The following is a 14,700-nucleotide window of genomic DNA, read 5'->3' on the forward strand; positions in this document are numbered from 1 at the left end:
CCTTGTCCTTGGGTCAATTCTCCCTCTGGAGTCCTTATTCCATGCACCATTCCGGCAATGAGCCTTTTATAGCCCACCACGAACTTACACTTTCACCGGAAAAGCCTAATTTTCTGTAAATACTTGCCGCATCGGGATTATCTGTATACAAGTAAATCAATGAATTATCATAATGCTGTATAATGTTGTTTACTACGGCCATTCCATATCCCTTACATCTCATTGAAGATGTTGTGTATACATCTGAAATGTAGACAACATTGCTATATTTTTCTGCCAGTGCCATACTGACAGGCTTTTTGAATTCATCATAAGCAAAAAACATTTTACTTCCCGAAGCTAATTGCTTATTCAAAAGCTTTACACCATACGTTTTGCCATTATCCTGCTCTATTGCCAGGCTGTATTCCCGCCCCTCAAGAGGAGGATTTATAGTTTTTATTTCAGGTTTTTCAGCAATTTTATCTTCGATACTGTTTGCATCCAAAGTCATAAACTCCATGTCGAATTCTCTTATTGCATACCCATGATTTATAAAATATGGCTTTAATATATCCAACTCTACCGATCCGAGGCGATTAAATATTTTAGGAACTATATTTCTCGAATCATAATATTCTTCTACTTCCATTATTATTTCATCAATATTTTCATTTCTGTAAACAACTGCATAATTTGATGTGTAGCTTTCTTTATTTTCTGTATCACAAAGCATTCTACCCCATGATGTCAATTTATGATCCAAATACGACATTGGGCTGTATTTTTCAAATTGAGTAATTTGTTCTGAATTTTTCATATGTTTTTCTCCTGAAGATATGTCGTAATAAAAACTATAAATTCTACTCTGATTTTATGTTTTCAACCACTAATACACCCGCGCAATGGGATATTTTATCATAATTACAGTAATATAAATCATTAAGACTATTCATTATATTATTCGCGACAAAATAAAATTCATCATTATCCCAGTCTTCCTTATGCAGCTCCCTGCATTTATTTAATTCCTCACTTGTTTCAAAGGAAACGTCTCCTATTAATATTTTACCATTTGTATTTAATAATTTTGTGAGAGCCTTTATAAATTCAACTTTTGCTTCGTCAGACAAATGATGAATCGCATATGTACTTATTATATAATCATATTTATGGCCTGCTATCTCATTTGGCAGACCCTTCGAAAAATCCCAGTTTATTAATACGGCATCAGGCATTTTATCCTTTGCAATATCTATCATACTGCTTGAAAAGTCAATTCCCGTAATACCGTAACCATCATTATATAATTGTGTTGTTAATACTCCGGTTCCAAATCCAATATCCAAAACATTTGAACTACTGCTTTCTCTAACCTTGCTGTAAATATAATTTAACACACCCTTATATCCGGCAAATGGATATTCATTGTTTTCTTCACTCAGATTTACGCTTTTATCATAACCATCTGCCCACAAATCAAATCCTTTACTGTCTAACATATTCGTTTTCTCCTCTTCACTATACCTCGCCCCGGAGGGGACGGTTCTTTTTGGGTCATTGTTAACTGTTTTTATTTAAAATTTTAAGTACTGTACCTTTGCTTATATTTGCTATTGCAGATATTTGTCTTGAAGATAGGTCAAATTCATATTTTAAATAAATTACTGTTTTATTTCTTATATCACGATTTTCTCTCATTGATAAATCTTTAGAACATAATCCTTTTGGCAATAAAATATCGTTTAAGGCTTCTATAGCTTGTCTTTCTTTCTCTACTTTTAATTCTTCTTTTTCTATAAAATCTATAAACTTAATATCACAATCTAAATTACTAAAATTAATAAATTGTTTGATAGCCAACGATATGTTTTCAGAAAATAAATTTAGTACTTTATCAGTTACTAAGTCATTTCTTTTCTTGGTACTGATATAATCATTATAACTACTCCATAGATATTTTTCCGGCGAACTTACTATACCTGCTTTTACCGGATTGTTATGGATATATCTTACAACTGCCAATAAATAATCATCATTGTCTACAATTTCACTTTTAAATCTATCCTGAAACAGATGCCCCACTCGTTTATATCTTTTATTGAAATAATATACATAGCTAACATTAATTCTTTTCATTAATATTGCTATATTGTCATCTTCTTCATGTAATAATAAATGAACATGATTGTTCATTAAACAATAAGCATATATACGGATGTTTTCCTCAGAAGCTTTTTCAAACAGTGTCGAAATAAAGCGTTTTCTATCTTCGTTATCCAAAAAAATTATTCTTTTATCATTGCCGCGTATCATAATATGATAAATACCTGTGTCGCTATGTACCCTTGCTTGTCTTGGCATATTACCACACTCCTTAAATTATCTTATATGTAACAAAAGGATTATGCCTTGCTATGATGAAATAATATAAATAACTATTGTTTCTATAACAATATACTATAAAAATATACATGTCAATACGGACTTGTTAAATAGTGGAATTTGCAGTGTATGCGATTCACAAAATCAAGACTCTCGTTGGGTCATATGTGACCCAAGAAGAACCGTCCCCTCTGGGTCTCCCCTCTGGGTCTTTAAAAGCGTAGTTGGACTGATGTGCCTTCTCCTTCTTTGCTTTTTATATCAATTGTTGCGAGGTGAGAGTCCAATATACTTTTTACAATCGTTAGACCTATACCGCTTCCCTCAGTTTCATGCCTGCTTTTATCTCCTCTGTACAGCCTTTCGAAGATATAGGGCATGTCTTCATCGTTTATGCCTATACCGGTATCTTTGATTCCAATTATTATTTTATCGTCATTTTTACTTAAATTAATATCAACCTCTCCGCCTTTGTTTGTGAACTTGATGGCGTTATCAATGATGTTTATAAATACTTGCTTTAATTTGTCCTCATCACCGTTTATATAGTATTTTTCATTTTCATAACTAAAATTAAACGCAATGTTTTTTTCTTTTGCTTCTGACGAAAAATCCTTATGCATATTTTTTAGCAATGAAAGCAAATCCACCTTATGAAAATTTAATTTCATGCTTTCATTTTCAAATTCCTTTAATTTGTCTAAATTGTTTAACAGTTTGCCGAATCTGATTACCTCATCATTCAAATGAGACAGCCTTTCGTCAGATACGGGAAATATACCGTCAATCATTGCCTCTAAATTATTTTGAAGCACGTTTAAAGGTGTTCTTACCTCATGAGAAATGTCAGAGACGAGGCGTTTTCTTAAGGCATTCTGATTATCTAATTTTTCTGCCAGCTCATTTATACTGTTTCTTAGGTTTGCTATTTCTTCTATATTTGTTTTTATGGTAGTTTTTTCTTTAAACTCACCTTTTGACAGCTTAACGGACATATTCGAAACCTCTGTTATCGGCTGCGAGAATTGCTTTGAATAATACAAGCTGACAAAAATTATTATAAAAATTGTAACAATACCACTCATCATTATGCTTTTATTCACAGAAGATTTAAATGCGGCATCTTCATCCGTCATTAACAGTGGAGAATATTGTCCGATTTCAACATATCCCACAATTTCATTTTCAAAGTGCAATTCAAATTTCTTCGTTAAATAAACACCCTGATCCTGCACTTTCATATCATGAAGATGAACTTTATTGCGTATATCCATTGGATTCATACCCCAAACTGGTATATTATTAATGTTATAAAGAGTTAGATTGTAATTGCTCATATATGCTTCATGCAATATTTCTACTCCCGAAATTTCATTCCATTGACCTTCATTTTTATATAGCTCTTCTAATTGTGTAACTATTCTTTCATATCTTTTGTTTTGAACTGCTGTCATATAATCTTCAAATATATGGTTAATGGTAAAGTTAACAAACAGCATTATAAGCAAAATAGCCATGATGGAACAGGATATAATTAAAATGCTTAATCTCTTTCTTATTGTATGCATCAATTTTCACCGCCGAATTTGTACCCAAGCTTGGTTACGGTAATTATATACTTGGGATTTTTGGTGTCTTCTTCAATCTTTTTACGGATATTTTTTATGTGCACATCAATAGTTCTGTCGTATCCGTCAAAATCCATGCCGAATACCCTGTCTATAAGCTGTTCTCTTGATAATACCTTTCCATTATTCATAATTAATACATATAGAATATTAAATTCGTTGGGAGTAAAAGCTATTTCCATACCCTTTAATTTTACGGTTCGTTTTTCATAATTAACAGATAAATTACCGTCATCATATATATTTTCCGGATCATTGTTTTTATTAAGACGTCTGAATAACGCATTTATTCTTGCCGTTAATTCTCTCGGGCTGAATGGCTTAACCAAGTATTCGTCCGCCCCTATATTCAAGCCGTCTATCTTCTCTGTCAATGAGCCCTTTGCAGTAAGCATAAATATATGTACATCGGAGAATTGTCTTATTAGTTTACACACTTCTTCTCCGCTGATATCAGGCAGCATCAGATCAAGTATAATCAAATCAATATCATTTTTCCTGTTGATTTCTATACCCTCAAGACCTCTGGCAGTCAAAAAAACATTGTATCCTTCCCTTTCAAGATATGCCTTCACAACTTCTGAAACTCTTTCATCGTCTTCTATCAATAGTATATTTTTCATATAAACTCCATAGCTTTTTTGGACATTCCGTTAAAAATAATATAGAGCATTGACCCGATATTGTCAACGCTCCATTAGATGTATTTAAATTTAATATTATTCTGCTATTAAATAATTTCTTATTTCCTCTAAATCAATATTATCTATGCTGTCCACAACCTCTATTATACCTAATAATGCATTTCCCTTTACAATTCCGTATAGACTTGTTTCAACCGGGGTTATCTCAACCTGATTTATACCTTTAACTGCTGTAAAGGAGGTTATTTCTTCGCCTGTATAGCCGTCGGCTATAACGTACGTTCCATCTGCATTATCGAAATCCGTGAAATCAAATGTTATTACGGTCGTACTGCCTTTTTCAACAACAGCTGCCAATGGCTGCAATTCATAGCCTATACCGCTTATTTTGAGAGCATTGTTTTCTGCCTTGCCTATAAGCATTTCAGTCGGCACCTTTGATATATCATCGCCGTAAATGCTCGGCGGGTTATAGTAAGAAGCAGTATCCTCATCTACAGGCATAGAGCAGCAGCCCGGTCCCGTAGACGGTGCGGGGATTGACGGATCAGGCACCGATGTGTCAACCGTATCAAGTTCATCAACCACCTTTATAATACCGTTTATCATACCCATCCAGCAGCTGAATCTCATGTCGCTGTCATTTGGAGTGAATTCCAATATATTTTCGCCTTTATTTATTTTAATTTCCTTATCGATTGAAGGTATTATTATGGCATTATTGCACGTGTTTATTAACTCACCGTCAATAATCCACTTTACAGGTATATCTTTTTGTACATAAAAGGCATTGGGAGTGAATCCTCTGTTGTCTACGGTCATATTGATTATTTGTACGCCATCCTGTATTACCGCCTTTGCAACGTTGGGGTTTTCTTTGTCATCGCTGAGATCATTTTTATCCAGAGCCAATACGGCGGGATTTAAATTATATCCCAGCATTGACAAGCCTCTGTTGCCCATAATTATACCAAGAACTATTATCATTACTCCGCTTAGCTTTAACAGCCTTTTGGTATATCCCTTGCTTAACAAACCGGATACTGCTCCAAATGTAAGCATCAAAGGTACTGTTCCCAAGGAAAATATCATCATGGAAAGGGCTCCCTTTACAGGGCTTCCCGTTCCCAAAGCAAATATCTGCATCGTCTGTAACGGTCCGCAGGGCATAAAGCCATTTAACAACCCAACTATGAACGGAGAATTGCTTTTGTTTTTAAACTTACAAAATGAATGGGGCAGCTTTATTTGAAGCTTTCTGAACAAACTGAATCCAAACATATTCAACCCCATCACAATCATAAACAGCGCCGCAACAATCTGTACTGCTGCTTTTGACTTAAACGACAGGGAAAATATAGAGCCTACCGCTCCTATTATTCCGCCAAGAACAGTATATGACAGTACTCGTCCTGCATTATAATATAGTGCCGGCTTCATAGCCTGAAGCTTATCTTCACTTTCGTTATTAACTGTCTGAGAGAGCATTATACCTCCACACATACCTACACAATGTATGGAGGTTAAAATTCCTACAATAAACAGCACCGCATAGGAGGCATTGTTCAATTGCGATTCCATATCGAATCCCGCCGTATTAAATCCAAGAATTAAAATAGCCGCAACAATGATAACCATACCAAAAAATTTATAATCACTGTTTTGCTTCGTACCGTAACCGGCGTCATTTATTGCTTTATTAATATTATTATGACTACAGACATCATCGTCATATTCAATTTCCGCAAACTGACCACTGTAGCTTGCTTTTGCCGCTATAACTCCATCAACGTTTAAGGCAGCTCTTTCCACCCTCTTTTCACAAGAGCCGCATGTCATATCATAAACCTTTATCTTTTCTTTTTTAATCATAATTCACCTGCTTTATTAAGAATTTGCACGTATTAAAAAATAAATCAACAATATAAATGCACTAATTGCAGCAGCAGAAATAACATATTCTTTTAACGTGTATTTTTTATTCGGTCTCGGACCACTACAGCAACCCATTTTATTACATCCTTTTCCTTTTTTACTATTTTAAATGATTACTATGAAGAAATTATGTAGACAATTTTTATTTTCTTCATAAAATCTTCACATTTGTTAATTATAATAATGTTAAGAAAAACAAAACTTTTACAGGAAATCTCCTAATATAACTAAATTTAAATATTACCGCCCTATAGGCGGCGAAAATATTTAAATTTTTTCAGTGGAAAACCACCACTGAAATCGTTAAATGACGGGCAAAGCCCTTATTGAAGTTTAGAACAAGACCATCGTTTGCTGGACGATGGTCTTGTTCTATGTTATATTAAATTTTTCTGCTTCGAACCACGGTAGCGTGTATGAAACTCCTTTAGCGCAGAATACTGATGTTGATGTATTTTCAACGTCTCTTTCCTTGTCGTATCCTATTTTTTCTACAACCTCATCAGAATTTCCACACAAATCATATCCATCATACATTAAGCTTATACTTCCTGTTCCCTTTGTAAAGGAAAGTAATTCAACACCATACTCCATAAAAGATTCGACAGGTCCTCTTCCTTTAATACATGCGTTTCCCGTATCAAGTACTATCGGCTCGCATGATCCCCTCAGCTTTTGAACATCAGACATTATTCTTCCGATATATAATTCTTCTGCATAGATTTCGAATTTGTAATAGGGTTCTAATAAAATTGTTTCTGATTTCTCCAATGCCTGCCTTATAGCTCTGTATGTTGCCTCTCTGAAATCACCGCCTACGGTGTGCTTTATGTGAGAACGTCCATTCGTAAGAATTATTTTTATGTCGGTAATTGGCGAGCCTGTCAGTACTCCCTTATGAACCTTTTCAGACACATGACTTTTAATAATATTTTGAAAGTTTGATGCTAAGTTATCCACATGGCATTCATTCTTAAAAATTATTCCGCTTCCCCGTTTAGCAGGCTCTAATCTTAATTGAACCTCAGCAAAATGTCTTAAGGGCTCAAAATGACCGTAGCCTGTTACTGTTGATGCTACAGTTTCCTTGTATTCAACCTGAGGAGCTTCAAACGACACACTTATGCCGAATCTCGATGATATAACCTGTTCCAAAACCTCTAATTGAATTTTACCCATCACGCTTATCAATATATCACCTTTTTCTTTGTTATGAGATATCGAAAGCATGGGATCTTCAGATTCTAAAATACGCAGCTTTTCCATAATTGTAATTGAATCCGTTTTATCCAATACTCTTACCCTTGATTTAAGCGCTGCCGTAAGTTTAAAGTCATTTACATCCTCTATTATGGTTCCCCCATTCCTTAATACCGTACCACATATAGGGGCTGTCAGACCTACAGTTGCAAATACATCTCCGGCGCTAATTTCAGTTTTAACTTCATATTTCATACCATTATATAATCTAATTTCATTTACCTTTTCCGAGAATTCATCTTCTCCTCTGATAAATAAAAATTCATCTTTAACACTCAGCTTTCCTGATAACAACTTTATAAACGTTAATTTTGTTCCCTTTTCATCATGGAGAATTTTATAAACCTTTCCCCTAAATGTAGAATTTTCTCTATTATGATAATCCGTACCCGTCAGCCTTGAGAATATTTCCAAAAACGTATCTATTCCATTTCCTTTCAAAGCAGATCCGCTTATTACAGGAAATAACTGCCTCGCTTTTATAAGGCTGATAATGATTTCATATGCCCTTCCCGCATCATAATTCTCATTTAAATATTCTTCCATAAAAATTTCATCATACATGGCAGCATACTCCAATGATTCTTCATTGATAATATCTTCCGGCGAATTCAAATAAATGATATCATTTGTAAGCCTGACTTTTATTTCGTTTATTACCGTATGCAAATTAAAACCTTCAATATCTGTTTTATTTATAAATATAAATGTAGGTATATCATAATCCTTTAAAAGTTTGAACAATGTTATCGTATGTGCCTGTACACCCGAGCTTCCGCTGACTAATAAAATTGCATAATCCAATGCAGAAACTGACCGCTCCGTTTCTGCCGAAAAATCTATATGTCCCGGTGTATCTATTATGTAGTAAGTATCCTCCTTATAATTAAAATACCCCTCACTTGAAAATATCGTAATTCCTCTTTTTTGTTCAATATCAGAAGTATCCATACTTGATGTTTTATGGTCCACTCTTCCAAGGCTTCTGATGCTGCCGGTTAAATAGAGAAGGTGTTCCGTAAATGTTGTCTTTCCGGCATCTACATGTGCAAAAATACCTATGGTTTTTTTCATTTATTCATCCTTTGATTTTAATAACTAATGCAATTTTATATGAATTCAACGACTTATTCAATCAAAACTTTTATGTAATGTGTTGTGGGTGTTTCGTGGGTTTCGTGGGGACGGGGTATCTGTCATCTTTTTTTGATGACGGCAACCTCGTCCCCTATTGTACTATTGTATTTAATATTGTATTTCTCTGAAAAGTATATATAATATTATTAGTTTGTATTTTTTGCTATATTATTTTTAACGAGGACTATAATGGACTTTCTGATTTCAGTTTTTATTTTTACGGTATCCTTGATTTTCAGCTTGATAAAAAATATTTCGATACTTATACCATTGATTGTAGGAATGCTTGCTTTCTCAATAACCGCATTCAACAGAGGCTATACGCTTAAATCAATATATACGATGATTTTAAAGGGAATGAAAAAAGCTTTGTCACTAATGCCTATTTTTGCATTAATAGGAATAATCACTGCTGTCTGGAGAGCAAGCGGTACGATTCCTTTTCTTGTTTATTACGGAACAGAATTGATGAATCCGGATTATTTTGTATTGTTTGCTTTTTTACTGTCATGTCTGGTTTCATTTGCTTTAGGTACAAGCTTTGGGACAGCCGGAACTATCGGAGTTGTATTAATTGTATTGGCTAAGGGCGGAGGTGTAAATATAAGTGTTGCAGCAGGAGCTATAATTTCAGGAGCGTTTTTTGGTGACAGATGCTCACCTACATCTTCAAGCGCTAATCTGGTTGCAGCCATTACAGGCACAGATTTATACGATAATGTAAAAAGGATGTTTATAACAGGAATTTTGCCCTTTGCCGCCACTGTTATTATCTATTTTGTTTTATCAAAGCAAAACCCTGTTAAATTAAATGAGAGCACACTATTAAATGATATATCGTTTTATTTTGATTTAAGCATTTTAACCGTGCTTCCTGCCGTCATTATTTTCCTTCTTGCTCTTTTCAGAAAAAATGTTAAAACTTCAATGATATTTAGTATAATAGCAGCAATTTTCGTTTGCGTGTTCATACAAAAAATGGATATCCCTGAAATAATTAAAACTATGATTTTTGGATTTAAATTGAATTCGGACAGAGAAATTTCCCAAATTATATCCGGTGGCGGATTATTGTCAATGACCGGTGTTTCGTTGATAGTTTTAATTGCATCTTCTTATTCCGGCATATTTGAAGAAACCGGAATGCTTAACGATATACAGGGCATCCTGAAAAAAATGAGCAATAAAATAGGCATTTATTTAACCACATTGTTTACCGGCTTTGTAACCGGTGCCTTTTGCTGTAATCAAACATTGCCTGTTTTATTGACATATCAATTAATGAATAAAATTTATATTGAAAAAGGATTAACCAAGGAGGATATTGCAATAGACATAGAAAACACAGCAATCATGACATCTGAGCTGTTTCCGTGGAGTATTGCCATAGCTGTACCCCTCGCCACATTGTCGGCTACCCCGGCAAGCATCCCTTACGCAGTATATCTTTACCTCGTTCCATTGTTGAATATAATTAGACTTAAAAGAATGATTAAGATGTTAAATTAATCCGATATTTCGGTATATGTTCAATATTTTTTTATATCGAATGTATCCTGTAAAAGTACCCAGTTCTGAGTAAAGGGGTATCCTAATCCCCAGTAGCTTAAACCTCTTAAGTCGTATTCTTTCACGGCATCAAATTTTGCCCGTGCGCTTCTCGCATCCTCAAACCATACTTCATGATCATTGCCCTCCGAGTCCGTATAACTGAAAAACGGTGATTGTGCCAAGCTGTCATACTGTATCTGTACATTGTGAGCATATGCTCTTTCCATGGCTTCCTCGACACTTATGGTTTCCGCTGTATCTCCTTGAGCAAATGGGATTTTCCAATCTCTTGCATATATTTGAAAGCCCATTAATATTTTATCCCGCGGAATAACCTCCACTGCATAATCTAAAACCCTTTTTATTTCATTAATAGGTGAAATAGCTCTCGGCTGCCCGCCTCTCCATCCCCATTCATAGGTCATCAATACCACAAAATCAACAATTTCTCCATGCGCAGGGTAATCGTGTGCTTCATATAAAAGCCCTGTTTGCTCCGCACTTAGCTTTGGTGCTAATGATGTAGAAATAAAAAATCCTTCGTTATGTAACCTTTCGGCAGCAGTTGTCAGGAAATTATTATATGCTTCACGATCCTCAGGCAGCACATATTCAAAATCAACATTTAATCCCTGATATCCCTTTTCTTTCATAACCTCAATTATATTATTTAAAAGAGCATCTACTGTATCAGGATTGTTCAATACCTTATTGGCTATATTTTCACCTGCAACGTTCACGGTAAAATTTACAATTGCCATCATAGGCACGACGCCGTGTGATATTGCTTCTCCTATTAACGGTTCATCATCTATAGGGACTAAGCTCCCATCTTCATTTATCAAATAGGCAAACGGGCTCAAATATGTTAACAAATCACCAACCTCGTTTACAACAGTTATTCCTTCCTGATCAAAAAAATATGAAAATCCGTTTACCTCTATTTCCGGTTTTGGCTTCTCCGGTATTTTGAGTATTTGTCCAATATACAGACTGTCGGGATTTAATATCTGATTTTCCCATAATAAATCCTGCGCAGGGACTCCAAGGCTTGCAGAAATTTTCCAGACTGTATCTCCGGGTCTCACCGTATATGTATTTTGCTCTCTTGGAATTAAAAGCGATTGACCTACCAACAGTTGATTTGGATTTGTTAATCCGTTCGCTTCCATTATAGATACTACATCAGTTTTATAATAATCGGCTAAGCTCCATAAAGTGTCTCCCTCTTGTACCACATGTATTAACATAAGCTCCTCCTATACACATATTTAATACTAATATATTCAGGCTTATTTACATGATGACAAAAATCGCAATCTGACCAAGGCTGTTGAGAAGGCCCGGCAACCTAGATTCTTCCTATGTCTTTCCTATACTGCATCCCTTCAAATTCAATTCTTTCGATATTTTTATACACTTTTTCTCTTGCTTTTTCTATGGTTTCATCAATTGCCGTAACCGCTAAAACCCTTCCTCCGTCGGTTAAAATTTTTCCGTTTGCAGCTTTAGTTCTTCCGTGGAAGACTGTTATATCTTCATCTAATCTATCAAATCCTGTTATTTCTTTGCCTGTCTCATATTTTTCAGGATATCCTCCCGAAGCAAGAACAACAGTTACACATTTTTCATCAGTCCACTGTAAATCTTCTTCTCTTAATCCACCATCAATGCATTTGAGCATTATTTCTGCCAAGTCAGATTTTAACCGTGGAAGTATTACCTCCGTTTCAGGATCTCCAAAACGTGTATTGTACTCCAAAACCTTAGCTTTTCCATCCTTAATCATAAGCCCTATAAACAAGACTCCCTTAAAATCAATATTTTCGTTTTTGAAGCCCTTTAAAGTAGTTTCAAGGATATTATCCTTTATGTAGCTTTTTAATTCGTCAGTATAAACAGGATTTGGTGAAAAACAGCCCATTCCTCCGGTATTAAGACCTTTGTCTCCGTCTGAAGCTTTTTTATAATCCTTTGCGCTTTCCATTGGTATCAATGAACTTCCATCAGCAAAGCACAAAAGGGAGCTTTCGATACCATCGAGAAATTCTTCAATAACGACCGTGTTTCCCGCTTCACCGAATTTCTTTTCAGTCATTATGTCATCTATGGCATTTCTAGCTTCCTCTATAGTCTCGCATATTAAAACACCCTTACCTGCTGCAAGTCCGTCTGCTTTTACAACCACAGGAACATTAAACTTGTTAAGATTTTCTTTTGCATCATAGGCGCTTGTGTGAACCTCATATTTAGCTGTGGGAATGTTGTATTTTTTCATAAATTCCTTGGAATATGATTTACTTCCCTCTAACCGTGCTCCTCTTTTGTCAGGGCCAAAAACCTTGATTCCTTTTTCTTTAAGCATGTCCGTAAGCCCTAATACCAACGGAAGTTCAGGTCCTATAACGACTAAATCAATTTCATTGCTTACCGAGAATTCTGTAATTTTATCTAAATCATCCACCTTTATATCTATACGTCTCACTGCTTGGGAAATACCTCCATTGCCGGGAGCGCAATATATTTCTTTAACTGATTTGCTTTGTTTAAGCTTGTGGCAGATTGCATGCTCTCTTGCACCGTTTCCTATAACTAATACCTTCATAATTCACCCCTCAGTGTTTAAAATGTCTCATGTCCGTAAATAACATTGACATATTATTTTTGTTGCACACTTCAATTGACAAATTGTCCTTAAGAGATCCACCCGGCTGTATTACGGCAGTTATTCCTGCCTTGGCAGCTTCCTCCGCACAGTCCGAGAACGGGAAAAATGCATCCGATGCCATGCTTGCGCCCTTTAAGCTGTCAGCACCCAAGAATTCAATTGCATGTTCAATTGCCTGCTTGCACGCCCAGATGCGATTTACCTGTCCCGGTGCTATACCTATGCTCTGTCCGTTTTTGACAATTACTATGGCATTTGATTTTGTATGCTTCACAATTTTCCAAGCCATGAACAAGTCCTTTTTTTCTTGTTCTGTAGGCTCCTTTGACGTTACCGTCTTAATTTCGGACTCCACAAATAGATCAGGGAAAAGCTTGGAATCAATCGTCTGAACGAGAATTCCTCCCGCGACCTTTTTAATATCATAGGAATTTTCGTCCGGTTTTTCCGTAATATTCTCTATAAGCAAAAGTCGTATATTTTTCTTAGATTTAAGTATTTTTAATGCATTTTCCGAAAATGAAGGCGCTGCAACTATTTCTACAAAAATTTTATTAATTTCCTCTGCCGTTCTTTCATCAATTTCACGATTAAACAATACTATACCGCCAAATATTGATGTGGAGTCAGCACTGTATGCCTTTATATATGCATCATATATGTTGTCTGCTGTTCCCACACCACAAGGATTTGCATGCTTGCAAACTACTGCCGCCGGTTCTTCAAATTCCTTTAATAGTTCAAGTGCACCGTTCGTATCGTTGATATTATTAAACGACAACTCTTTACCGTGAAGCTTTACCGCAGATGTAAGCATACCCTTGCTGTTCGAAATTTCTTTATAAAACGCCGCTTTTTGATGAGGATTCTCTCCATAACGCATATCCTGCAGTTTTTCGTACGTTAAAGTAATTGTTTGTGCAAAGCTTGAATCATTTCTTTCTTTTTTCATATATGCTGCAATTAGCGCATCATACTGCGCCGTATGCTCAAAAACCTTTGAGCATAAATAAAATTTAGTATCGAGAGATACTTCATTGTTTTCTTCTAATTCCTTTATTATTAATTCATAATCATCAGGGTCCACAGCTACAGCAACGTCGTGATAATTTTTTGCTGCCGAGCGAAGCATTGTGGGTCCGCCTATATCTATGTTCTCTATAGTTTCCTGTCTGTCGGCATTTCTTAATACGGTTTGCTTAAAAGGATATAAGTTTACGATGACTAAATCTATTGTATCTATATTTAGCTGCGAAAGCTGCTTCATATGCTCATCATTTGAACGAATTGCCAATATACCCGCATGTATATTAGGATGAAGGGTTTTAACTCTTCCGTCTAAGCATTCGGGAAAGCCGGTTACCTCTGAAATTCCTTTTATATTTATGCCTGCGTTTTTCAAAACGTTGTATGTGCCGCCCGTAGAAATAATTTCAATACCTAAGCTGCTGAGTCTTTGTGCAAATTCAACAATTCCTGTTTTATCTGATACACTTATTAATGCCCTCATTTT

General features: G+C 35.3%; 11 protein-coding genes. 1 reads left to right on the forward strand and 10 read right to left on the reverse strand.

What is annotated here, in order from left to right; translation table 11 throughout:
- Positions 1–34: 34 nt before the first annotated feature.
- The 7 genes from HZF24_RS12185 to HZF24_RS12215 all read right to left on the reverse strand — a co-directional run bounded on the left by HZF24_RS12185 (position 35) and on the right by HZF24_RS12215 (position 8,905).
- Positions 35–799 (reverse strand): GNAT family N-acetyltransferase, encoded by a 765-nt coding sequence (locus HZF24_RS12185; RefSeq protein ID WP_179238604.1) that lies wholly within the window; start codon positions 797–799, stop codon positions 35–37.
- A gap of 43 nt (positions 800–842) precedes the next feature.
- The gene (locus HZF24_RS12190; RefSeq protein WP_179238605.1) at positions 843–1,481 is read right to left on the reverse strand and encodes a class I SAM-dependent methyltransferase; all 639 of its coding nucleotides are present in this window, start codon (positions 1,479–1,481) and stop codon (positions 843–845) included.
- Between the two features lie 61 nt (positions 1,482–1,542).
- Positions 1,543–2,343, reverse strand: a complete 801-nt coding sequence (locus HZF24_RS12195; RefSeq protein WP_179238606.1) for an REP-associated tyrosine transposase — start codon at positions 2,341–2,343, stop codon at positions 1,543–1,545.
- A gap of 233 nt (positions 2,344–2,576) precedes the next feature.
- The gene (locus HZF24_RS12200) at positions 2,577–3,932 is read right to left on the reverse strand and encodes a sensor histidine kinase (RefSeq protein ID WP_179238607.1); all 1,356 of its coding nucleotides are present in this window, start codon (positions 3,930–3,932) and stop codon (positions 2,577–2,579) included.
- Complete coding sequence (locus HZF24_RS12205) at positions 3,932–4,615, reverse strand: response regulator transcription factor (RefSeq protein ID WP_179238608.1); 684 nt, start codon at positions 4,613–4,615, stop codon at positions 3,932–3,934. Before HZF24_RS12205 ends, HZF24_RS12200 begins: the two co-directional genes overlap by 1 nt.
- 96 nt (positions 4,616–4,711) lie before the next feature.
- Positions 4,712–6,511 (reverse strand): urease accessory protein UreH domain-containing protein, encoded by a 1,800-nt coding sequence (locus tag HZF24_RS12210; RefSeq protein ID WP_179238637.1) that lies wholly within the window; start codon positions 6,509–6,511, stop codon positions 4,712–4,714.
- Positions 6,512–6,943: 432 nt separating this feature from the next.
- Positions 6,944–8,905, reverse strand: a complete 1,962-nt coding sequence (locus HZF24_RS12215; protein WP_179238609.1) for a GTP-binding protein — start codon at positions 8,903–8,905, stop codon at positions 6,944–6,946.
- Positions 8,906–9,157: 252 nt separating this feature from the next.
- Between HZF24_RS12215 and HZF24_RS12220 the strand changes: the two genes are divergently transcribed.
- Entirely contained in the window at positions 9,158–10,477 is a 1,320-nt protein-coding gene (locus tag HZF24_RS12220) for a Na+/H+ antiporter NhaC family protein (RefSeq protein ID WP_179238610.1), read from the forward strand.
- A gap of 20 nt (positions 10,478–10,497) precedes the next feature.
- Here the strand turns inward: HZF24_RS12220 and HZF24_RS12225 are convergent, their stop codons facing one another.
- The 3 genes from HZF24_RS12225 to purH all read right to left on the reverse strand — a co-directional run bounded on the left by HZF24_RS12225 (position 10,498) and on the right by purH (position 14,697).
- Complete coding sequence (locus HZF24_RS12225; protein WP_179238611.1) at positions 10,498–11,769, reverse strand: glycoside hydrolase family 18 protein; 1,272 nt, start codon at positions 11,767–11,769, stop codon at positions 10,498–10,500.
- Between the two features lie 101 nt (positions 11,770–11,870).
- Positions 11,871–13,124, reverse strand: coding sequence for a phosphoribosylamine--glycine ligase (gene purD, locus HZF24_RS12230; protein WP_179238612.1), 1,254 nt, complete (start codon positions 13,122–13,124; stop codon positions 11,871–11,873).
- Between the two features lie 10 nt (positions 13,125–13,134).
- The gene (purH, locus tag HZF24_RS12235) at positions 13,135–14,697 is read right to left on the reverse strand and encodes a bifunctional phosphoribosylaminoimidazolecarboxamide formyltransferase/IMP cyclohydrolase (RefSeq protein WP_179238613.1); all 1,563 of its coding nucleotides are present in this window, start codon (positions 14,695–14,697) and stop codon (positions 13,135–13,137) included.
- Positions 14,698–14,700: the final 3 nt, after the last annotated feature.

The organism is Sedimentibacter hydroxybenzoicus DSM 7310 (genome assembly GCF_013403245.1).
Lineage (GTDB): Bacteria > Bacillota > Clostridia > Tissierellales > Sedimentibacteraceae > Sedimentibacter > Sedimentibacter hydroxybenzoicus.